Annotated in this window: 17 protein-coding genes and 1 tRNA gene; 6 read left to right on the forward strand and 12 right to left on the reverse strand. The window is 73.5% G+C overall.

Going from position 1 to position 20,216, the window contains the following annotated elements; translation table 11 throughout:
- Nucleotides 1-4 precede the first annotated feature (4 nt).
- Nucleotides 5-469, reverse strand: coding sequence for a GatB/YqeY domain-containing protein (locus Q0963_RS11885; RefSeq protein WP_299446035.1), 465 nt, complete (start codon nt 467-469; stop codon nt 5-7).
- Nucleotides 470-542: 73 nt separating this feature from the next.
- Between Q0963_RS11885 and Q0963_RS11890 the strand changes: the two genes are divergently transcribed.
- Nucleotides 543-1,511: a metallophosphoesterase gene (locus tag Q0963_RS11890; protein WP_299446037.1), complete on the forward strand. Its 969-nt coding sequence runs from the start codon at nt 543-545 to the stop codon at nt 1,509-1,511.
- Nucleotides 1,512-1,618: 107 nt separating this feature from the next.
- Nucleotides 1,619-1,692, forward strand: a tRNA-Pro gene (locus Q0963_RS11895).
- A gap of 36 nt (nt 1,693-1,728) precedes the next feature.
- Here Q0963_RS11895 and Q0963_RS11900 read toward each other — a convergent pair.
- The gene (locus Q0963_RS11900) at nt 1,729-2,859 is read right to left on the reverse strand and encodes a response regulator transcription factor (protein WP_299446039.1); all 1,131 of its coding nucleotides are present in this window, start codon (nt 2,857-2,859) and stop codon (nt 1,729-1,731) included.
- A gap of 125 nt (nt 2,860-2,984) precedes the next feature.
- Between Q0963_RS11900 and Q0963_RS11905 the strand changes: the two genes are divergently transcribed.
- Nucleotides 2,985-3,641 (forward strand): hemerythrin domain-containing protein, encoded by a 657-nt coding sequence (locus Q0963_RS11905; protein ID WP_299446041.1) that lies wholly within the window; start codon nt 2,985-2,987, stop codon nt 3,639-3,641.
- Nucleotides 3,642-3,766: 125 nt separating this feature from the next.
- Nucleotides 3,767-4,111 (forward strand): cytoplasmic protein, encoded by a 345-nt coding sequence (locus Q0963_RS11910; RefSeq protein ID WP_299446043.1) that lies wholly within the window; start codon nt 3,767-3,769, stop codon nt 4,109-4,111.
- Nucleotides 4,112-4,136: 25 nt separating this feature from the next.
- Here Q0963_RS11910 and Q0963_RS11915 read toward each other — a convergent pair whose 3' ends face one another.
- Nucleotides 4,137-4,988 (reverse strand): SDR family oxidoreductase, encoded by an 852-nt coding sequence (locus tag Q0963_RS11915; RefSeq protein ID WP_299446045.1) that lies wholly within the window; start codon nt 4,986-4,988, stop codon nt 4,137-4,139.
- Nucleotides 4,989-5,112: 124 nt separating this feature from the next.
- On the opposite strand from Q0963_RS11915, the gene Q0963_RS11920 reads away from it, so the two are divergent.
- Entirely contained in the window at nt 5,113-5,622 is a 510-nt protein-coding gene (locus Q0963_RS11920) for an SRPBCC family protein (protein ID WP_299446047.1), read from the forward strand.
- A 17-nt stretch (nt 5,623-5,639) separates the two neighbouring features.
- On the opposite strand, the gene Q0963_RS11925 is transcribed toward Q0963_RS11920, so the two are convergent.
- The gene (locus Q0963_RS11925; RefSeq protein WP_299446049.1) at nt 5,640-7,619 is read right to left on the reverse strand and encodes a penicillin-binding transpeptidase domain-containing protein; all 1,980 of its coding nucleotides are present in this window, start codon (nt 7,617-7,619) and stop codon (nt 5,640-5,642) included.
- Between the two features lie 87 nt (nt 7,620-7,706).
- Between Q0963_RS11925 and Q0963_RS11930 the strand changes: the two genes are divergently transcribed.
- Nucleotides 7,707-9,005 (forward strand): LysR family transcriptional regulator, encoded by a 1,299-nt coding sequence (locus Q0963_RS11930; protein ID WP_299446052.1) that lies wholly within the window; start codon nt 7,707-7,709, stop codon nt 9,003-9,005.
- Here Q0963_RS11930 and argJ read toward each other — a convergent pair.
- From argJ to Q0963_RS11970, 8 genes are all read right to left on the reverse strand, one after another.
- Nucleotides 8,925-10,085, reverse strand: coding sequence for a bifunctional glutamate N-acetyltransferase/amino-acid acetyltransferase ArgJ (gene argJ / locus Q0963_RS11935; RefSeq protein WP_299446055.1), 1,161 nt, complete (start codon nt 10,083-10,085; stop codon nt 8,925-8,927). The genes Q0963_RS11930 and argJ overlap by 81 nt on opposite strands.
- A complete protein-coding gene (locus tag Q0963_RS11940) occupies nt 10,067-11,014 on the reverse strand; it encodes a GNAT family N-acetyltransferase (protein ID WP_299446057.1) in 948 nt (315 codons plus the stop codon). Before Q0963_RS11940 ends, argJ begins: the two co-directional genes overlap by 19 nt.
- Nucleotides 11,011-12,576 carry an ABC transporter substrate-binding protein gene (locus Q0963_RS11945; protein WP_299446060.1) on the reverse strand — a complete coding sequence of 522 codons (1,566 nt, stop codon included), beginning with the start codon at nt 12,574-12,576 and terminating at the stop codon, nt 11,011-11,013. The genes Q0963_RS11940 and Q0963_RS11945 overlap by 4 nt, the downstream gene beginning before the upstream one ends.
- A gap of 74 nt (nt 12,577-12,650) precedes the next feature.
- A complete protein-coding gene (locus Q0963_RS11950; protein WP_299446063.1) occupies nt 12,651-13,673 on the reverse strand; it encodes a GNAT family N-acetyltransferase in 1,023 nt (340 codons plus the stop codon).
- A 1-nt stretch (nt 13,674) separates the two neighbouring features.
- Nucleotides 13,675-15,630, reverse strand: coding sequence for a clavaminate synthase Cs1 (cs1, locus tag Q0963_RS11955; RefSeq protein ID WP_299446066.1), 1,956 nt, complete (start codon nt 15,628-15,630; stop codon nt 13,675-13,677).
- 2 nt (nt 15,631-15,632) lie between these two features.
- Nucleotides 15,633-16,913 (reverse strand): ATP-grasp domain-containing protein, encoded by a 1,281-nt coding sequence (locus Q0963_RS11960; RefSeq protein WP_299446069.1) that lies wholly within the window; start codon nt 16,911-16,913, stop codon nt 15,633-15,635.
- Nucleotides 16,910-18,373, reverse strand: a complete 1,464-nt coding sequence (locus Q0963_RS11965; RefSeq protein WP_299446072.1) for an asparagine synthase-related protein — start codon at nt 18,371-18,373, stop codon at nt 16,910-16,912. The genes Q0963_RS11960 and Q0963_RS11965 overlap by 4 nt, the downstream gene beginning before the upstream one ends.
- A 5-nt stretch (nt 18,374-18,378) precedes the next feature.
- Entirely contained in the window at nt 18,379-20,070 is a 1,692-nt protein-coding gene (locus tag Q0963_RS11970) for a thiamine pyrophosphate-binding protein (protein ID WP_299446076.1), read from the reverse strand.
- Nucleotides 20,071-20,216: the final 146 nt, after the last annotated feature.

Here is a 20,216-nt window from a genome sequence, read left to right on the forward strand (position 1 = left end):
CGGGTCAGCGACCCGCGAGTACCGCCCTGACGAGGGCGGCGACCCGCCCGCCGTCGGCCCGGCCCGCGACCTCGGCCTGGGCGGCCTGCATGACCCGGCCCATGTCGGCCATCCCGCTCGCGCCGGTGGACGCGACCGCCCGCTCGACGATGGCTCCCAGCTCGGCGTCGTCGAGCTGGGCCGGCAGGTAGCCCTCGAGGATGACGAGCTCGGCCTCCTCGATCTCGGCGAGCTCGTCCCGCCCGGCATCGCGGTAGGCGGTCGCCGACTCGCGCCGCTTCTTCGCCTCCTTGGCGATGACCTTGAGGACCTCCGCGTCAGGGAGCGCCCGCGCCTCGTCGCCGGCGACCTCGGCAGTCGTCACCGACGTCAACGTCATCCGGAGCGTGCCGGAGCGCACCTTGTCACGGGCGCGCATCGCGTCGTGCAGGTCGCGCTGGAGCTGGTCCTTCAGGCTCGTCTCGGTCATGGGGGCAGTCTCCCACCCCGACCACGAGCAGGGCACCGGGGATTCGGGGCGGGGTGTTTGCGAGGATGTGCGGATGGACCCCGTCGCCCGCAGCGCCTTGCGCACCGTGGGCGTCGCCCTCGGCGCGGGGGTGGCCGGGGTCGCGTACGCGGGCCTGGTCGAGCGCACCTGGTTCACGCTGCGACGCTTCGCCGTCCCGGTGCTCCCGCCCGGCTCGGCGCCGGTCCGGATCCTCCAGGTGTCCGACCTGCACCTGACCCCCGGCCAGCGCAGGAAGATCGAGTGGGTGCGCTCCCTCGCGGACCTGCGCCCCGACTTCGTCGTCAACTCGGGTGACAACCTGGCGCACGTCGACGCGGTCCCGCCGCTGTTGCGCGCGATGGAGCCGCTGTTCGAGTTCCCCGGCGCCTTCGTCCTGGGGTCCAACGACTACTTCGCGCCGGTACCGAAGAACCCGGCCCGGTATCTGACGCCGAACTACGCCCTCGCCCCGAAGACCCGCGGCGACCTGCCGGTGGGCGAGCTCGTCGCAGGCCTGCGGCGCGGCGGCTGGGCCGACCTCGACAACGCCCGGGCCGTGGTGACGATGGGCGAGCACGAGGTCGAGCTCGTCGGCGTCGACGACCCGCACGTCGACTTCGACCGCTACGACGACGTCGCCGGCCCGGCCCGGCCGGACGTCGCGCTGACGATGGGCCTGGTCCATGCCCCCTACCAGCGCATCCTCGACGCGATGACGGCCGACGGCGCCGCGCTCGTCCTCGCCGGCCACACTCACGGCGGCCAGCTCGCCGTGCCGTTCTACGGCGCGCTGGTGACGAACTGCGACCTGGACACCCGGCGGGCCAAGGGGCTGTCGCGATGGTGGCCGGGCGCCGGGTCGGCCGGGCGTCGTGGCGGGGTCCGTCCCTCCTCGCAGGCCCCGGACGACGCCGCCTGGCTCCACGTGTCGGCCGGGCTGGGCACCTCGCCGTACGCCCCGGTGCGGTTCGCGTGCCGACCCGAGGCGACGCTGCTCACCCTCGTCGCCCGCGACCACTGACCCGGCGGGACACCGCCGCTGCCGCAGGCATGGGCCGATTTCGGGCAGGTCCGGGTGGTCGGCTATCCTCGGGTGTCGCCGTGGCCCCCGGGTCCGGCGACATGCCACGGGGTGTGGCGCAGCTTGGTAGCGCGCGTCGTTCGGGACGACGAGGCCGCAGGTTCAAATCCTGTCACCCCGACATCCGGCGGAAGGGCCCTGGTCGCGGTGAACGCGCTCAGGGCCCTTCCGGCGTCGGGGGTCCCACCCGTGCGAACCAGCCGTCGGCTCCCACGGCCGAGCCCACCCGTGGGAGGCACTCGGTGTTCACGAGGCGGGAGACGAGACTGCGCCGGCTGTTGACCCCCGTCTTGGCGAAGATGCTCTTGAGATGGTCCTGCACCGTGTACGGGCTGATGAACAGCGCCGCGGCCATCTCGTCCCGGCTGGCGCCACGCAGCGAGAGCAGGAGGACCTGGCACTCGCGCCGGGTGAGGCCGTGTGCGGCGGCCAGCAGCGAGACCAGCTCCGGCGGCTGGGCCCGTTCGACGGTCAGGACGACCGTGCGGGGCGGATGCTCGCCATCGAGCCTCCCGGCCCGGATGAGGAGCCACTCGCCATCCGGAGTGCGGGTCCGCAGCGTGACGCTCTCCTGACCCGAGGCACGCAGCCGCGCCGCCACAGCGGCGGCGGGCGCCACCGGCACCGGCGACCCGGCACCGCCCCAGGCCAGGCGCTCGAAGTACTCCAGCGCCGCGGGTGTGGCCGAGTCGAACTCGTTGTCGGGACCGAGGACCGCGACCGCGGGCCCGTCGCTGCCGGGCTCGAGACGGTGGACGCTGTCGCGGAACAGCATGGCGCGCAGGCCGTCCCCGATCTCGGTGACCACCGACCCGAGCAGGGCCTCCTCATCGGCGTCGAACTGCCGCTGCCCACGACGTGACATCGAGCAGATCCCCCACACCAGCCCGTCGCTGCCGCGGAACACCATGCGCACCTCGTCGCGCAGGCCGTAGGGAGCCAGCAGGTCGGCGAAGCGCCTGGTGCTTCGCGCCCGGTCGCCACTGGACTCCCGCAGGGTCCGGACCGGCACCCGCTCCCGGACGAGCGACTCGAAGCTGTCGGGATGCAGGACGTCGCCGTACTCGAGCTCGACGGCCATCGCGTACGCCCGCGGATCCTCGTAGCCCCGCGTCGTCAGAGAGGTGGGGACCAGGACATAGGGGTCGGTCCCGCCCAGGCACGTCGCGTCGAACGGGACATGCGCGTGGATCGCGTCCAGCACTTCCTGCCGGAACGCCTCGCTGTCGGGTGCCGCGCTCGCCGCGTCCCGGACCCGCGCCCGAAGTCGATGGTCGGCCAGGACCATGAGCCGAGTATCCCCCCGGAAGTGGGATTGAGAAAGCCCTCCCGCCGGCTCGAGCCTGGAGGCGAGACGCACGTCCACGCAGGTCAGGACATTGCCGCGTCTCCCGGACGGAGAGGAGACGACCCGTGGCCATCACTCGAACCCCGACGACGCTCAGCGATGCCGACATGGACGTCATGCGGATCCTGCACAGCGCCTTCCGGCGCGACGGGCACCGGCTGGCGGATGCCGCGGAGCGCTACGGCACCCAGGACGAGAAGGCGCACGAAGCGCTCCTGCTCGGCTGGCACGGCTTCAGCACCTCGCTCCACCACCACCACACGATCGAGGACGCCCACATCTGGCCGGTCATCCGCGGCAAGCTCACCGGTCGACCGGACGACCTGGCGGTCCTCGAGGCGATGGAGCAGGAGCACGCCCGCATCGACCCCGCGATCGCGGCCGTCGACGCCGCCTTCGCCGACCGCGAGGCGGGAGTCCAGGAGGTCGCCGAGCGGATCACCGGCTTCCTCGACCTGCTCGGCGCCCACCTGGCGCACGAGGAGCGGGACGCCTTTCCGCTCATCAGGACCCTGGTCACCAAGCCCGAGTGGAACGCTCTCAACAAGGCGTCGATGAAGGAGCTGTCCTACAGCGAGATCGCCGCGTTGAGCCCGTGGCTCCTCGACGGCGCCTCCCCCGCGGACGTCCGCAGGGTCCTCGACGAGCTCCCGGCACCGCTGCGGCTGGTGCACAGGGTCTGGTGGAACCCGCGGTACCGCAAGGCTCGCCGCTGGGAGTGACGGCCCGCCCGGGTCACCGCGCCCCCAGGTCGGTGCTCCTTGACAGGACGGCAGGGGGACGGAGGATCATCACGTCGCACAGCGACGCTCCAGGTCGGAGACCGCCATCCCCGAGGAGGAGCTCGATGACGGACGACCCGGCGCGCACCGACCCCGACAAGTACCGGGTGGTCTTCGAGAACGACCACGTCCGGGTGCTGGACTACCTCGACCACCCCGGCGACCGCACGACCGCCCACGACCACCCCGACAGCGTCATGTACACCCTGAGCGACTTCCAGCGCCGGCTGCACGCGCCGGACGGGCACACCCGGGACGTCGAGATGGCGGCGGGCACCACCGGCTGGCTCCCGGCGCAGCGGCACGCCGGCGAGAACATCGGCGAGACCGACACCCACGTCATCTTCGTCGAGCTCAAGGGGCGGACCGACGCCACGACGACCGGGCTCGGACCGGAGCAGCCCCGCTGAGCCCGGCCGCACGGGCGAACCGCTGTCAGAAGACCGGCTTGCCGCCTGTCACGCCGAGCACGGACCCCGAGACGTAGCTCGCCTCGTCGGAGGCGAGGAAGACGAACGCCGCCGCCACCTCGACGGGCTGGCCGACCCGCCCGAGCGGGGTGTCGGCCCCGAACCCCTCGACCTTCTCCGGCGCCATCGTCGCGGGGATGAGCGGCGTCCAGATCGGGCCGGGCGCCACCGCGTTGACGCGCACCCCGCGCGAGCCGAGCTCCTGCGCCAGGTTGGCGACGAGGTTGTTGAGCGCGGCCTTGGTCGCGGCGTAGTCGAGCAGGTGGTCCGAGGGCTGGTACGCCTGGATCGACGTCGTCACGACGACGTTGCCGCCGGACTCCTCGAGGTCCGCGGCGAGCTCACGGACGAGCCAGAACGTCGCGAAGACGTTCGTCGCGAACGTCCGCTCGACCTGCTCCGGCGGGAAGTCCTCGAGAAGGTCGTGGGTCATCTGGTACGCGGCGTTGCAGACGAGGACGTCGAGCCCACCCAGCTCGGAGCGGGTCCGGTCGCAGACCTCGAGCACCGCGACATGGGTGCGCAGGTCGGCGGGGATCGCCACCGCGCGTCCCCCGGCGGCCTCCACGAGGTGGACGGTCGCGCGGGCGTCGTCCGCCTCCTCCGGCAGGTGGGTGAGGACGACCTGGGCGCCCTCCCGCGCGAAGGTGAGGGCGACGGCCCGGCCGATGCCGGAGTCGCCTCCGGTCACGAGGACGCGCTTGCCCACCAGCCGGTCCCGGCCCACCCAGGACTCCTCGCCGTGGTCGGGGGACGGGTGGAGGTCGTCGGTGCGGCCCGGCCACTGCTGGGACTGGGCGGGGATCTGCGTCGTCATCGGGGCTCCTCCTGGATCGGTCGGTAGGTACCTTCTACCCCACGCAGGCCCCCGCCACGCGTCCAGGTGCTGCGGCTCCGTCGTCTCTCGTTTCCGCGCCGCGCCCGCGGGGTACCGGACCCCCATGACACCGACTGCTGCCGACCGCCCCGCCGTCCGTCGCCTCGTCGAGGCCTCGTCCGCGGACGTCTGGTCGGTCCTCGCCGATGGCTGGAGCTACCCGACCTGGGTCGTGGGGGCTGCGCGGGTCCGGTCGGTCGCGGACACCTGGCCCGCGCCCGACGCCCACATCGAGCACAGCGTCGGGGTCTGGCCGTTGCTGTTGTCCGACGAGACCCGGGTCGAGGAGAGCGAGCCCCGCCGCCGGCTGATGCTCCGGGCCAAGGGATGGCCGTTCGGCGAGGCGCAGGTCCTCATCGACCTCCACGACGAGGGCGCCTCGTGCCTCGTCGAGATCCGCGAGGACGCCGACAGCGGGCCGGGCCGGCTGGTCCCGATGCCCCTGCGGCAGGCGGCCATCCAGGCGCGCAACACCGAAACACTGCGACGCCTGGCCCTCCTCGCCGAACGGCGGGACCCGGACGGTCGCCCGTTGCGCGACCGCACGCGGGAGGGCGGCACCGCGCCGCGCTGACCGCGGCCACACCGGGGTCAGGTGGTGTCGGCCACCCGGACCAGGAAGTCGCGCAGCACCGGACCGGCAACGCTGCTGCCGCCACTGCCCCGCTCGACGAAGACGGCGACGGCGAGGTCGCCCTGGATGCCGATCATCCAGGCGTGGGTCTCGAGCGAGCCGTCGTCGGAGGCCTCGCCGAACTCGGCGGTGCCCGTCTTGGCCAGGACGGGCTCCCCGGGGACGTCGGCGAGGAAGCGGGCACCGCCCTCGGTGACCACGGCGCGCAGCATGTCGAGCATCTGGGTGTGCTCGGCCTCGGTGAGGCTGGGGGACGGCGCCGCCGCCGGCGGGCCGTCGGGGCCGTCGGGGCGCACGAGCAGCGGCGCCACCGGGGCCCCACGCTGCAGGCTCGCAGCGACCGTGGCCATCCCGAGCGGTGTGGCCAGCACCTTGCCCTGACCGATCATCGACGCGGCGGTCTCGACGTCGCTGCCGGGCGCCGGGACGCTGCCCAGCGCGGCCGGCACACCGAGCCTCGGCTCGGCCGTCAGGCCCAGCGCCGCGGCCGCGTCGGGCAGCGATGCCGCCTCGAGCCGACCGCGCTGCTCCATGAGGCCCGTGTTGCACGAGTTGGCGACGACGGTGCGCAGCGAGATGCGCCCGAGCCGCTCGGGCGGGTAGTCGTCGAAGTTCTTGAAGGTGCGACCGTCCACGACCGTGGTCGGCGGGCAGTCGACGACGCTCCTCTCGGTCAGGCCGGCGCGCAGCAGCGCGAGCGCCGACACCGACTTGAAGGTCGAGCCGGGCGCGTACTGCCCGAGCGTCGCCGTGGAGTACCCCTTGCTGCCGGGGCCGCTGGCCGCCGCGAGCACGTGCCCGTCCGAGGGCCGGATCGCGACGACGGCGCTGGCCGGCTCGACGTCCTCGAGGGCCGCCTCCGCGGCGGACTGGTGCGCCTCGCCGAGTGTGGTCCGCAGCGGGGTCCCGTCCGTCGCAGCGACCTCGCGGAGGCGCCGGACCTCCTCGGTGTCGAGGTCGACCGCCTCGATTGCATACCCGGGCGTGCCGGCCAGGGACTCGTCGTAGGTAGCCTGGAGCCCACTGAGCCCGACGAGGTCGCCGGCTCGCACCCGCCCCTCGGACTTCTCGATGATCTCGGCCGTCGCCTGACCGGAGGCCCCGAGGATGGGGCGTGCGAACGACGAGGTCGGCGCCAGGGGCAGCTCTGCGCCGACCACGCGTGCTCCCGGGATGTCGGTCATCTCGTCCTCGACCACGAGCAGCTCCGGCGCCTGGACCCGGTAGGTGATCGCCTCGACGAAGGCCTGCGCACCGGCGCCTTCGACCCGTGCGGCGTACGCGTCGGCGTCGATGTCGACCAGGGCCGCCAGCTGCTCGGCGCTGCGGACCGCCTCGGCGGCGTCCGGGACCTCGCTCCGGTCGATGCCGATACGACCCACCTCCCGCATCGCGACCAAGGGCGCGTCACCGTCGCCGAGGACGTCCGCGCGCTCGGGATCCAGACGCACGGCCCGGATCCGCTCCCCCGTCTCGAGCCCGTCGGCCACGACCGGCGTCGACCACAGGCCCTGCCAGTCCTCGCCTCGACGCTCGACCGGCAGCGTGGTCTCGTACGTCCACGGATCCTTGTCCTGCTGGATGCGCCAGGCATGCGTGAGCACGACCCGTCCTGAGCTCTCGCCGTCCTCGAGCACCACCTCGCTCACCTCGACCCGGTGCTCGAGGTCGCCCATCCCGCCCAGGACCCGGTCGAGCGCCTCCTGCGCGGCAGCGCGGTCCTCGACGTCGACGCCCGGCGGAAGCTCGCCGCGCTCCAGCGCGGCAGCAGCCGAGGCGGCATAGGCCGACGCCGCGCGCACGGCGGCCTGCTGCCGGCCCTGCCACCACCAGATCCCGCCGCCGATGGCGGTGAGCACCAGGGCGGCGACCAGCAGCGCAGCGACCCGGGACAGGCCCTGTTCCCGGGCGGGTCCGTCACGACGCAAAAAATTCACGTCCTCTCAGTTCGCGGTGTGGGAATCCGGCACCTACGCTACTACGGAACCGACCGACCGGACGGTTTCTTTCATCGAAGGGACACCATGGACGCGCTCACCGCCGCCGAGTGCTCGCTGCTCTCCGCCGTGCTCCGACGCCGCAGCCTGCGCGCAGCCGCCCTCGCGGCCGGCCTGTCGCGCGCCTCGGCCCTCCGGCTCATCCGCCGGCTCGAGGCGAAGAACGGGGCCCGCCTCGTCGCCGACGAGTCGGGAGGTCCCGGGCTCACCGCCCACGGACGGGTGCTGCTCAGGGCGTCCCTGGATCTCCACGGCTGGCTCGAGACGCACACCGAGGTGGCCGACGAGGGCCACCACTCGGTCCGCATCGCCTCGTCTCTCGCGTGCGACCTCGACGTCGACCCGCTGGCCAGCCTCGACCCCCCGCTGGTCATCGACGTCACCGCCACCGACGGAGCCCATGCGGTCGATCTCTTCGACGGTGGCTACGCCGACGCGCTGGCCCTGTGGGAGCTGCCCGGTGGGGGGCGTCCGGCCCGGGACGCGGTCCGGGTCCCCCTGTTCGAGGAGGACCTGTGGGTCGTGGGCCAGGACGTACCGGCCACGGCCACCCGCATCGCGGACCTCCCCGACGACCTCGTCTGGGTCACGACCGCCTGCCAGGCGGATCTGTTCGAGTCGGTGCTGGGGCTCCCGGCCGACTCGGCGAGGGTGCGGGTCGTGGAGAGCCGCCAGGCACACCGCATCCTCATCCTGTCCGGTCGGGCCGCGGGCCTGGTCACCGCGTCGCAGTGCCCCGGGTACGACGGGCTGGGGCTGACCCGGATCCGGCCGGAGGGCGCCAGCCGGCGCGCCGTGCTGTACACCGACCGGCGCTGCGACGTCCGGGGCAGGCTCCCCGAGGTTCAGGCGATGTTCCGTGACCGGTCGCGCCGGATGTTCAGCGCCCCGATACTCGACGCGGCGCCGGCGCCGCCCGCTCGCGGACGCGTGCGGTCGCTCGGGCTCGACGACGTCACGGTCCTGCGAGCCATCGACCGGCACGGCAGCCTCAACCGCGCTGCGAGCGAGCTCTGCCTCACCCAGCCGGCGCTGACCCGACGCCTGCGCAAGCTCGAGGACCGCGTCGGCACCCATCTGGTGGTGCGAACCGCCACCGGCTCCACCCTGACGGCAGAGGCCTCGGCGATGGTCGAACGCGTCGACGCGGCGCTCGCCCGGTTCCACGCCAGTGTCTCGGCCGCCCTGCCGACGGTCACTCTCGGCCGACCGGGGCAGGGAGCCGCCGGTCGGCCCGGGCACGGGTCACGTGGTGTAGTCGGCGTTCGTCCGGACGTAGCCCTCCGTCAGGTCGCAGCCGTACACGGTCCAGGCGTGCGCGCCTAGGCCGAGGCCGACCCCGATCCGCACCTCGTCGCCACGCAGGTGCTCCTCGACCGCATGGAGCACCGCGTCGCCCGCCTCCGCGGGGAACACCTCCTGGCCACCGAACGAGACCGTCAGGGCCTCGGTCGTGATGTCGGGCTCGTCGACGCACTTGCCGACGGCCATGACGACCCGGCCCCAGTTCGGGTCGGCCCCGTGGACCATCGTCTTGACCAGCGGCGAGTTGACGACGGCCTTGCCGACCGTGCGGGCCTGCGCCGGGGAGGACGCGCCCGAGACCGTGCACGTGATGAGCGTGCTCGCCCCCTCGCCGTCCGAGGCGATGTCGCGGACGAGGCCGGTACAGACCTCGAGCAGGGCCGCCTCGAGCGCCTCGACGTCGACCTCGCCCGCCGAGCCGCTCGCCAGGAGCAGCGCCGTGTCGCTCGTCGACGTGTCGGTGTCGATGGACACCGAGTTGTACGTGCGCTCGACCACCCGCCGCCACACCGCGTCGAGGTCGTCCTGCCCCACCCGGGCGTCGGTGACGACGAAGGACAGCATCGTCGCCATGTCGGGCTCGATCATGCCGACGCCTTTGGCGATGCCCACGACCTGGAAGCCGTCGGCGGCGGCCACCCGCAGCTTGGGTCGGGTGTCGGTGGTCATGATCGCCGCCGCCGCGTCGGCGAGCGTGCCGTCCGAGGGCCAGGTGAGCCTCGCGAGGTGCGACCGGATCGCCTCCATCGGGTACCTGCGGCCGATGACGCCGGTCGAACAGACGACGAGCTCGTCGGGGGCCGCGCCGACCGCGGCGGCCACCGTGTCGCGGACCTCCACCGCGTCCCGGTAGCCCTGCTCGCCGGTGGCGACGTTGGCGTTGCGCGCCAGGACCACCACGCCGCGCACGCCGCCCACCCGGGCCTGCCGGCTCAGGGCCACGCATGGCCCGGCGGTGCGGGACCGGGTCATCATCAGCGCGCTCGTCGTCCCTTCGGGTCCGACGATGACGGTGAGGTCGTCCCGGCCGTCGGCCACGACGCCGGCAGCACCGGTGTGGACGACGAAGTCGTGCTCGAGGGTCATGGTCGGAGACTCCATCCCAGAACGTGTCGGTACTGCCACGGCCGGAAGCCGAGGCGACGGTTCAACGATGCCATCGCGGTGTTGTCCTCGTCGTTGGCGGTCCAGACCCGCTGCGCCCACGGCCGCTCCCGGAGCAGGGCCGCGGTGTTGAGCCGCTTCAGCGCCTCGCCGTACCCACGACCCCGGGCCCGGGGGTCGACCACGGTCATGCCCTGCTCCGGGTCGGCCGGCGAGGACGCGGGCAGCGAGATGCTCGTGTACCCGAGCACGTCGCCCGTCCGCTGGTCGAGGAAGGCCGTGTGCAGCGCGGTGCGTCCGCGCCGCCGACGCATCACCTCGAGGGCGCGCAGCACCCCGACGTCGCCGTGGCCGTCCAGCCGCGCCACCCCCTCGGCGAGGGACGCGGGTGCGACGGCGCGCCACGAGGCGACCTGGACGTCCGACGGGACCGCGGGCGGGGGTCCGGTGCCGGCGCCGACCTCGAGCACCTGGTGCACCTGACGTGAGACGTCGCAGAGGGCCGCGCCCCAGGCTCGGGCCCTGGGCAGCAGTGCCTCGGGGACGGCGACCCGCAGCTCGGCCCGGCCGGCTGCGGCACCGACCTCGAGCGCTGCGTCGACGAGCCGGCGGCCGATCCCGTGGGCTCGCCAGCGCGGGTGCACGACAAGGGCGTCGACGACCGCGGGCGCCGCGGCCGAGGCCGGGACGACGAGGCGGGCCCAGCCCGCCACCTCGTCGCCACTCGTCGCGACGAGGTCGGTGGCACGGGCGCCGGGCGGGTCGACGGCGAGCGAGCCGACGGCGTCGATCCCGCACACCGGGGGTCCGGGGCGCCCGTCGGCGATGTGGGCGAGGGCCCGCATCCGGACCCACTCACCGAGCGACGGCGAGTCGGTCCCGAGCTGCTCGCACGTGACCTGGGTCGTGCTGCCGGTGGTGGTCATGGACTCTCCTCGAGGCCGAGGGCGTGGACGTCGTACAGCCCGAACGCCGGATGGACGTAGACGTTGGTGAGCCGAGGACCGCGGACGTGCACGGTGCGGTCGTGGACCACGGGCAGGAGCACAGCGTGCTCCATGACCCGGGCCTCGACCTCGCGCCAGGCAGCGAGCGCCGCCGGCGCGTCGCCGGCCACGGCCTCGTCGACGAGACGGTGGATCTCGGGGTCGTCGAGCTCGGGCAGGTTCCAGTTGCCCCCGCCGCGACGGATCATCCGCCCGTCGACCAGGGGGGTGAGGAAGCCGTGCTCGGTCGGGTAGTCGGCGCCCCAGTCGGTGACCGCGAGGCCCAGCCCTTGCTCGCGCAGCGTCCGCGGGTGGCCGACGCCCTGCGAGAAGTACGTCGCGATGTCGAGGTCGACGACCTCGAGCTCGATGCCCACCCGCGCCACCGAGGCGGCCAGCGACTCGGCGACGTCGTGGAACTTGCCGCGCTGGGTGGCGATCCGGCCGCGGAGGCGGCCGCCGTGCCGGGAGCGCGCCAGCTCTGCCCGGGCCGCGTCGAGGTCACCGCGGCGGTCGGGGCCGGTCCCGTACCGCTCCCACGGCCGGTGCGCGGCGAAGGTCGGGGGGAACAGCTCGGTGGCGATGTCCCCGCCGAGGGCCGGCCCACCCCGCGCGCGCTGGAGGTCGACCCGGTCCACGGCGTGCTGGACCGCCCGCCGGACGTGGACGCAGTCGAAGGGCTCGACGAACGGGTGGATCGACACGAACTGCAGGAACCCGGTGGCCGGGTTGTCGACCCGGTCCATGAGGACGTCGTCGCGCGCCAGCCACTCCTGGGTCGCGAGCTGGACGCCACGCCCCTCGACGCTGAGGTCCAGCTCCCCGCGCAGCACCGCCTCGTCGACCTCGTGGTGCTCCAGGCCGAGACGGACGTCGACGCCGTCGAGCAGCGCCGGTCGCACCGGGTCGCTGCCCGGGTCCCAGTACGGGTTCCGGCGCAGCTCCAGCGCCCGCCCCTCGTCGTGCCGGGTCACCCGGTACGGGCCGGACCACGCCGGGGACCGCTCGTACCCGCCGTAGGTGTCCCGCTGCGGTGGCACCGGCGCCAGCGCTGGTTGCGCGAGGACGTGCGGGAAGTCCGCGAAGGGTGCCGCGAGGGTGACGGTCAGGGTCTGTGGGTCCTCGACGCGCAGGCAGTCCAGGTGCTCACCCGCGGCGGGCCCGCCGTACCCCTGCGTCCCGGCCAGCAGCGCGTGGATCGTGCGCAGCCCCCCGGTCACGCCCGGATCGTAGGTGCGCTCGATCGCGTGCCGGAGGTGGTCGGCGGTCACGGTCGTGCCGTCGTCGTAGGCGACCCCTGACCTCAGGGTGAGGGTCCACACCCGCCGGTCGGCGGTGGCCGGCGGCTCCGCGAGGAGGTCCGGGACGGGGAGGCGGGACGCCGGCCCGGGGCCGGAGGGGTAAGCCATCGGGGTTCGGCTCAGCATCCGCTGGAGGAGGCTGACCCAGATGTAGTACGTCCGCGCGGGGTCGAGGGAGTCGACGCCGGCCGCAGACCCCATCCGCGCCACTCCCCCACGGCGCGTGGACGGCCGGTGGACCGCGCCGACCGCCGCGTTCCGGGCCCCGTCGCTCCTCATGCCGCGGTCCATCGCACCCAGCACGACTGCGGGTGCGCCACCGCGCCGCGCCCCACCTTGGCCCCGGTACTGCCCATCCCGACGTGGATCGCGTCGACGCCGCGCTCGGCCGCCCACTCGTAGGGCGAGTAGAACAGCACCTCGAAGTACAGCGGGACCTCACCCTGACGCTCGTAGTCGAAGCCCGCGCGGTTGCCGAACCACTGGCGCGACCCGTGGCGCTCGTGCTCGAGCATCACCCCGAAGCCCGCCACGGCGCCGTCCAGGGACGCCGTCGTGACGAGCGCGTCCGGACCGCCGGCCAGCCCCTCGAGCACCGCCCGGCTCTGCCGCAGGTCGGCGACGCTGCCGTGCTTGCGCAGCAACGCCACATCCAGCTCGGCCAGCCGGTCGAGGTCGCAGTCCGCGAGCGTGACGAGGTCCAGGTCGAACCCGGCCTCGCGCACCTCCCGACGGTCCCGCCGGATGCCGCGGCGCTTGCTCTGGCTCACCCCGGACAGGTAGTCCTCGAACGTGCCCGTGACGGGCAGGACGCAGTACGGGTCGACGGCGGACGGGACGAAGCCGGCGGCGGCGAGCCGCCCGGCGAGCGGGTCGTCGTCCCGCACGTGCGGGAAGAACACACAGCGGTCGGCGCGGGTCTCGGCCCGGGCCGCGACGTCGTCGATGAGCAGGTCCAGGAGCGCGACGTCCCGGGCGGCCCGGACGACGGCCCGGGTGTTCCCGAGATGCCGTCCGCCGCAGGTCAGGGCGGGCAGCGAGGCCTCGGCGTCGACGTCCAACAGCAGGTCCGGCCGGGCCATCGTCCAGGGGCTCGTGGCGTCGGTACCGACCGTCACGAGGCCCGCCGCCAGGTCGGACCCGTCCCAGAGACAGACGACGCGCAGCCGGTCACCGAGCAGCTGCTCCTGCATCCTGAGCCAGCCCGACTGCTGGAAGCCGTCCTCGGCCGTGAGCAGGTCGTCCCACCCGGCCCGGCACGCCTCCTCGACCGAGACCTCCTCGACCCGCAGGACCACGTCAGCGCGGGACGAAGGCGACGACGTCGCCGGACCGCGTGCCGTCGGGCACGAGATCGCGGGTGCGGATGTACATCCGGTGGAGCCAGCGGTCGGCCCCGTCCCATCGGGGGGTGAACGGCGTCCGGGCGTGCGTCGTGCGGTAGTTGTCGACGATGAGCAGCTGGCCCGGGTGCAGCTGGACGCTGCGGGTCACCTGGTCGAGCGCGCCGGAGAGCTCCTCCAGGGCCCGGGCGTGCGCCTCGTCGTGCGGCACGAGAAGCTCGCGGTCGTAGCCGAGGAAGGGGTCCTCACGGTCCCCGTAGAGCACCGTGACCTGCGCCTGCGGCCCGGGGTCCTCGCCGCCGCGGAAGGCCACGTCGAGGTTGCACGGCATCGGGCTGTCGAAGAGGACGTCCACCGCCTCGTGCGACATCAGGGGCAGCGCGTTGCGGATCGACGCGACGAGGGTCGCGGCCTTGCCCTCGTGGTCGGCGCGCGAGCAGGCGAGCATGACGAACCGTGGCTGGAGCCGGTGGTACGCCATCTCGGTGTGGAACTCCAGCAGGGTCTCGGAGGTCTCCGACGACAGGTAGTGCGCGCCCGGTGAGGGGTAGACGTCGTGGTAGACCGTGCCCGAGCGCAGCTCCTCGTAGCCGGTGGCCAGCCCGAGCCGGCCGCCGACGAGCGCGAGCCACGCCTCGCCCGCGATGAGGGGCCGCTCCGTGGGGGCCGGGGTACTCGTCGGGGTCGTGGGCAGGTCGGCGTCCTGCGGCAGGCCGGTGAGCAGGAGGTAGCCCTCCTGGTTCCCGCGGGCCCGGAAGTCGTCGAGCTGCGCGGCGAGCGCATCGGGCAGCTGCTCTGCGCTCCCGACAGCCCTCTCGAGGTACCCGTGGAGGTCGGCGCGCGGCACCTCGGGCAGGGAGGTGCGCAGGGCGTGCAGCGCCGCCTCCTCCCCCGACACGTCGACGATCGGCTGCTCGGTCACGGAAATGGTCATCGGGGTTCCTCCTGTGGTGCTGTCGGTGTGGTGTTGGGTACCGGGTCTCGACCTTGCGTACTGGTAGAGCAGCTCGGCACCGATCTCGGCGGCGACGAGCGAGGTGACGCCCCCGACGTCATAGGGGGGGCAGACCTCCATGACGTCGAAGCCGACGGGGTCGAGGTCGCCGACGACCCGGAGCAGCCGCAGCACCTCACGGCTCGTCAGGCCGCCGGGGGCGGGTGTCCCGGTCCCCGGGGCGAACGCGGGATCGAGGACGTCGATGTCGACGGAGACGTACAACGGCCGACCCGCGAGCTGTCCGGCGATCTCGGCGGCCAGGGCGTCGACCTCGGCGCGACCCTCGACCTCGTCGGCGCGCACGACCCGGCCCCCACGGGACCGGACCCAGTCGAGGGAGTCGGGCGCCGGGTTGTGCCCCCGGATGCCGACCTGGACGAGGGCCCCGGGGGCGATGACTCCCTCCTCCAGCCCCCAGCGGAAGGGGGTGCCGTGGTGGTGCAGCCCGCCGTACACGGGCTCGTTGGTGTCGGAGTGGGCGTCGAGGTGCAGCACCGCGAGGGGGCCGTGCTTCGCAGCGGCGGCGCGCATCGCCGGCAGGGTGAGCGAGTGGTCCCCGCCGAGCATCAGGACGGCGCCGTTGTCGGCGGCCAGCCGCGTCAGCGCCCGGGTCGCCTCGTCGACGGCGAGCTGCATGTCGAACGGGCTGAGGTCGATGTCACCGCCGTCGACGACGTCGAGGAGGTCGAAGACACCCGGTCCCCGGTCGATTCCCACCCCGTGCAGCAGGCAGGACTCGTGCCGGATCTGGCGCGGGGCCAGACGGGCACCGGGCCGGTAGCTCGTCCCGCCGTCGTAGGGGGCTCCGACGACCACGGCGTCCCGGCCGGTCGGGGCGAGCTCGAGCGGGAGGCGCATGAAGGTCGCCACCTGGGCGTACCGCGGTGAGGAGGTCGTCTGTTCCCGGGCGTACACGGTCAGCTCCCCACGAAAGTCAGCTTGGCGGCGGCGTCGTCGGCGATGGCTGCGGCCGTTGCCGGGTCCTCGGCGGTCGCGTACGTGAACCCGACGCACGAGGAGTTGTCCATCCGGGCCATCAGCTCCTCGCCCTCGTGCACGTGCAGCAGGACCTGGACGGCCGGGTCGGCGGCCGCGGCCTCGACCCCGTCGACCCGCTGGAGGGCCCCGGTGGCCTGCGGGTAGAGCATCCGCACGGCGGCCCCCCCGGTCCACGTCACGGGCGCCACGTCCGGGACCTCACCGACAGCGAGCAGCCAGGCGTCCAGGATCGGGCTGCGGCCGGTCACGTCGGTGACCAGCATCGTCATGCAGCTCGACGGGGTGCGCGGGTTGGCCTCGATGAGACGCCAGCCCCGGTCGGTGAGCCGGACCTCGGTGTGGCACGGCCCGTAGTCGTAGCCGATGCTCGCCAGGGCCCGCCGGACCACGCCGTACAGCTCGGCGCGGGACTCCTCGGACAGCGGCACCGGGAAGGTGTGCCCGCACTCGATGTAGTACGGGTCCCCGAAGAGGTCCTTGGAGGTGACGCCGTAGATGTGCGTCGTGCCGCCGAACGACATCGACTCCACGCTGACCTCGACGCCATCGACGTACTCCTCGAGCAGGACCTCCCCGGTGCGGGGCTGCCCCCGCAGGCTGCTCGTGACGCCGGACAGCTCCGCCACGGCGGCGCTCAGCTCGTCGTCGTCGTCGCAGCGGCGCACGCCGTAGCTGATCGCCTCGGCCGGTGGCTTGGCGATGACCGGGTAGCCGAGGTCGGCTGCCGCTTTCAGGGCCGCGTCGAGGTCTCCGACGAGGGCGTGGCGCAGGTTGCCCTCGTCGTCGCCGAACGCGCCGCGCAGCAGGTGCTTGTGGTTCGCCCGGCGCAGGGCGTCCGGGTTCGGCCCGGGCAGGCCGAGTCGCTGGGCGACGGTCGCGGCGACCTCGGTGTGGTAGTCCGAGAAGGACGTCACGGCGTCGAAGCGCGGGCTCCCCGCGGCATCGGTGACGGCGCCGAGCACCGCGTCGACATCGGTCGTGTCGACGTGGACCACGTCGTCGACGAGCGCCAGCGGCGCCTCCGCCCAGGGCCGACCGTGCGAGTACCAGTCGACGTCCTGCATGAGGAGGGTGATGCGCGCCCCTGCCTCCTGCGCCTGGCGGACGCCGAGCACGTACGGGTGATGCAGCATGTGCTCGACGACGGCGATGGACCTCCCCGCCAGGGCGGAGTAGTCGGCCAGCGGGGCGGGGCTCATCCGGTGAGCTCCTCGCGCGCGACGACAGCCGTGGTGACCGCCCCGAGGTCGACGTCCCCGGGCTCCTGCCCGCCGGCGACCACGAGGTCGTAGATGTCCCGGGAGATCCGGGCCTTGGCCGCCTGGACGCGCCCGGCGGCGACCCCCCGGCCGAGGAGCACCTCGGACCAGTGGCTCGTCGTCCCGGAGCCCTCGTGGATCCCGAGCTTGGGCCGGCTGACCGTCTCGGCCGGCAGCGCGTCGGCGAACGCCTGGCGCAGGACCCACTTGTCGATCCCCTCGCGTCGCTTGAGCCCCGCGGCGAGGGTCGTGAGGCGCTGGAGGACGGCGCGGTCCCAGTACGGGTGGCTGGTCCACAGGCCGAGGTGGCTGCCGAGGTTGGGCGACAGCTCGTTCAACCCGTCGAAGGTCGACATGTCGTCGACGATCAGCTCCTCCAGTGCCATGTCGGCCTGGCCGCGGTGCATCCCGCCGAGCGGGATGTCGGCGCCGTAGCCGGTCATGACCCGGGAGCCGGCGGGCAGTTCGCGGTACAGGCGGGCCAGGGGGAGCAGGTACTCGTTGACGGCCGGGTCGGCGCACTCGGTGAGCGCGACCACGAAGGGCAGCTCGGCCAGGACGGAGTCGACCGTCGTCGACACCTGCGTGTGCCGCGCCCCGAGGTGGCGTGCGACGAGCGACGCGGGAGCGAACTCGTCGGACCGGTCGGTCCCCATCGTCACGGTCGCGACCCGGCCGGAGTGGGCCCGGACCGTGGCGGCCACCGCGCTGGAGTCGATGCCGCCGGACAGGACCGTGGTCATCGGCTCCCGCACCTGCCACGCGACGGCCTCCTCCAGGACGGCGCGGACCTCGGCGACGGCCGCATCGGGGTCGACCCGCTCCCGGTGGGCCGGGACGGTCCAGGTGTCGCGGGCCCGGGAGTGACCCGAGGCCTGCACTGTGAGGCACGTGCCGGCCCGGAGGCGACGCACGCCCCGCAGTCCGGGGACCTCGTCGGTCCCCGGCAGGGGCCGGCCCCGGTCACCGAGCCCGGCGAGCACCTTCGCCTCGGTCGCGACGTCGATGTCGCCGTCCCAGGTGTGGACGACGTAGAGCGGGACCGTGCCGGCGTGGTCGACGCTCACCGTCACCCGCTCACCGGCCCCGTGGACGACGACGGCCGCGAAGCGCCCCGCCAGCTCGCTGAAGGCCCAGGGCCCCAGGTCGTGGTAGAGCCGCAGGACGGCCTCGGGGCCGCCGTCGTCCGGGATCTCTCCGACCAGCAGGACCGCGAGGTCCCCCGCCCTCGCCACCGCACCCTGAGGGGCGGAGCCCACGACGGTCGCGTCGACCTGCCACCGGGCCTGGCCGGCGAGCCGCAGCGTCTCCTCGCTCGCTCGGGCGCTGAGGCGGGTGGGGCCGGGGCCGCGCGTGCTCACATGGCACGCGACGGCCGCGGGGATCGCGTCGCTGGTCATCGGGGTCACACGTCCAGGGCGCCGAAGTCACCGCCGGCGGCGAAGTCGTAGGCGATCGGGACCTCGATGAGGTACGGGCGCCGCTCGTCCTTCGCCTTGCGGAGCGCCGCGGCCAGGTCGGCGCGGGTGCTCGCGTGCTCACCGTCGATGCCGTTGGCCTTGGCGAGCGCGACGAAGTCGACCGAGCTGAAGCCGACGGCCGGGGCGTGCGACTTGCCGTGGCCGAGGTTCTGGTACAGCTCGATGAGGCCGTTGCGGTCGTTGTTGACGACGACCATGACGATCGGCAGGTTCAGCCGGGCGACGGTCTCGAGGTCCGCGCTGTTGGAGTGGAACCCGCCGTCACCGGCGATGAGGAACACCGGCTGCTCGGGGCGGGCGATCTGGGCACCCATGGCGGCCGGGAGGCCGTAGCCGAAGCTCGAGCACCCGGCGCTGGTGAGGAAGCCGTACGGCTGGTCGGCCCGGGCGAAGAGAACGCCGTAGTGCCGGAAGTAGCCGATGTCGCTGACGATCGTTCCCTCGCCCTGGATGACGCTGTTCATCGTGTCCATCACCTGGTGGACCCGCATCCCGTCGTCGTACTCGGTTGGGTCGGAGAGGAACTCGCGGACCCGGGCGCGCAGCGGCTCGACGTCGTGCGGGGTGTTCGACAGCTCGCCCGCGTTGTCGAGGGCGTACTGGAGGAAGGACCGGGGGTCGACGATGATGTCGACGTCCGGCGTGAGGACGCGCGGGATCGGGTTGACCGTCGGCGAGACACGCACGACCTTGGCCGGCTCGCCGTGCTGCCACATCGAGGGGCGCAGGTCCTCGGCGTAGTCGTAGCCGAGCGCGATGATGAGGTCGGCCGGGCCGAAGAGGGTGTCCAGGGCCGGGAAGTCGAGGATCCCGTCCATGTAGCCGCTCACTGCGCCGTAGGTCATCGGGTGGTCCTGCGGGAGCACACCCTTGGCGACGTAGGTCGTGATGACCGGGATCTGGTGCTTCTCGACGAACTCGCGCAGCTGCTCGACGGCCTCGGCGCGGATGGTCGCCGTGCCGACGACGAGCACCGGGTGCTTCGCCTCCTTGAGCAGGCGCAGCGCGGCGTCGGCCTCACGGGCCCAGTCGGGGTCCTGCAGGCCCCGGACGCCACCGGTCACGGGAGCCTCGGTGGGCTCGTCGGAGACGCCGGAGGCCAGGAGGTCGACCGGGAGGCTGATGAAGCTCGGGCCGACGGGCTCGACCATCGCGGCGCTCACGGCGCTGTCGACGAGGTCGGTGATGTCGTCACCGCGCTCGAGCTGCCCGCACCACTTGGTGAGCGGCGCCATCATCCCGACGGAGTCGAGGCACTGGTGCGTGACGTTGGGGAAGAGGTCGTGCGACTCGGACTGGGCGGCCATGGCGATGACCGGGCTGCGATCGAGCGCGGACGTCGCGACACCGGTCGAGAGGTTGGTCATCCCGGGGCCGAGGGTGGCGAAGCAGGCCTGCGGACGGTTCGTGATGCGCGCGACGACGTCGGCCATGACCCCCGCGCTGAACTCGTGGCGGGTCAGGACGAACTCGATCCCGGGGGTCTCGTCGAACAGGATGGCGGCAGCCTCGCGACCGACGATGCCGAAGACGCGCTCGACGCCGTGCTCGTGCAGTCGGGTGAGGAGGGCCGAGGCCGCCGTGGTGGTGGCCTTCTCGGCAACGGTCTTGTGCATCAGGGTCTCCTTGTGGAACGGGGGGTGAGGCCAGGCGATCTCGTGGCGTCGGGAGCAACCGTCTCCCGACCCGGGCCGGGACGCCATGGCAGGACGGGGGGTGCGTATAGCCGCGGTCGGAGCGACATAACGACCCCCCACGGACG

The organism is uncultured Phycicoccus sp., assembly GCF_947495705.1.
Taxonomy (GTDB): domain Bacteria; phylum Actinomycetota; class Actinomycetes; order Actinomycetales; family Dermatophilaceae; genus Phycicoccus.

Bases quoted from the DNA above. Each gene is read 5' to 3' on its own strand.
- Q0963_RS11885 (WP_299446035.1), bottom strand. From the start codon at position 469: ATGACCGAGACGAGCCTGAAGGACCAGCTCCAGCGCGACCTGCACGAC.
- Q0963_RS11890 (WP_299446037.1), top strand. From the start codon at position 543: ATGGACCCCGTCGCCCGCAGCGCCTTGCGCACCGTGGGCGTCGCCCTC.
- Q0963_RS11900 (WP_299446039.1), bottom strand. From the start codon at position 2,859: ATGGTCCTGGCCGACCATCGACTTCGGGCGCGGGTCCGGGACGCGGCG.
- Q0963_RS11910 (WP_299446043.1), top strand. From the start codon at position 3,767: ATGACGGACGACCCGGCGCGCACCGACCCCGACAAGTACCGGGTGGTC.
- Q0963_RS11915 (WP_299446045.1), bottom strand. From the start codon at position 4,988: ATGACGACGCAGATCCCCGCCCAGTCCCAGCAGTGGCCGGGCCGCACC.
- Q0963_RS11920 (WP_299446047.1), top strand. From the start codon at position 5,113: ATGACACCGACTGCTGCCGACCGCCCCGCCGTCCGTCGCCTCGTCGAG.
- Q0963_RS11930 (WP_299446052.1), top strand. From the start codon at position 7,707: ATGGACGCGCTCACCGCCGCCGAGTGCTCGCTGCTCTCCGCCGTGCTC.
- argJ (WP_299446055.1), bottom strand. From the start codon at position 10,085: ATGGAGTCTCCGACCATGACCCTCGAGCACGACTTCGTCGTCCACACC.
- Q0963_RS11940 (WP_299446057.1), bottom strand. From the start codon at position 11,014: ATGACCACCACCGGCAGCACGACCCAGGTCACGTGCGAGCAGCTCGGG.
- Q0963_RS11945 (WP_299446060.1), bottom strand. From the start codon at position 12,576: ATGGGGTCTGCGGCCGGCGTCGACTCCCTCGACCCCGCGCGGACGTAC.
- Q0963_RS11960 (WP_299446069.1), bottom strand. From the start codon at position 16,913: ATGAGCCCCGCCCCGCTGGCCGACTACTCCGCCCTGGCGGGGAGGTCC.
- Q0963_RS11965 (WP_299446072.1), bottom strand. From the start codon at position 18,373: ATGACCAGCGACGCGATCCCCGCGGCCGTCGCGTGCCATGTGAGCACG.
- Q0963_RS11970 (WP_299446076.1), bottom strand. From the start codon at position 20,070: ATGCACAAGACCGTTGCCGAGAAGGCCACCACCACGGCGGCCTCGGCC.